Below are 205 nucleotides of genomic sequence, written 5' to 3'. Positions count from 1 at the left end.
GATGACCCGTACGGGATTCGAACCCGTGTTACCGCCGTGAAAGGGCGGTGTCTTAACCACTTGACCAACGGGCCATGATTCTCTAGGAATAGGACTGAAACCTATCACCAACTGAGCTCAGGCTCTAAATGGTGGAGGATGACGGGCTCGAACCGCCGACCCCCTGCTTGTAAGGCAGGTGCTCTCCCAGCTGAGCTAATCCTCC

2 tRNA genes are annotated in these 205 nt (G+C 56.1%); both read right to left on the bottom strand.

What is annotated here, in order from left to right:
• Window positions 1-2 precede the first annotated feature (2 nt).
• A tRNA-Glu gene (locus AC3II9_RS22775) sits at window positions 3-74 on the bottom strand.
• 55 nt (window positions 75-129) lie between these two features.
• A tRNA-Val gene (locus AC3II9_RS22770) sits at window positions 130-205 on the bottom strand.

Source organism: Lysinibacillus sp. RU7 (genome assembly GCF_057837305.1).
This window is presented reverse-complemented; position numbering and strand designations above follow the sequence as displayed.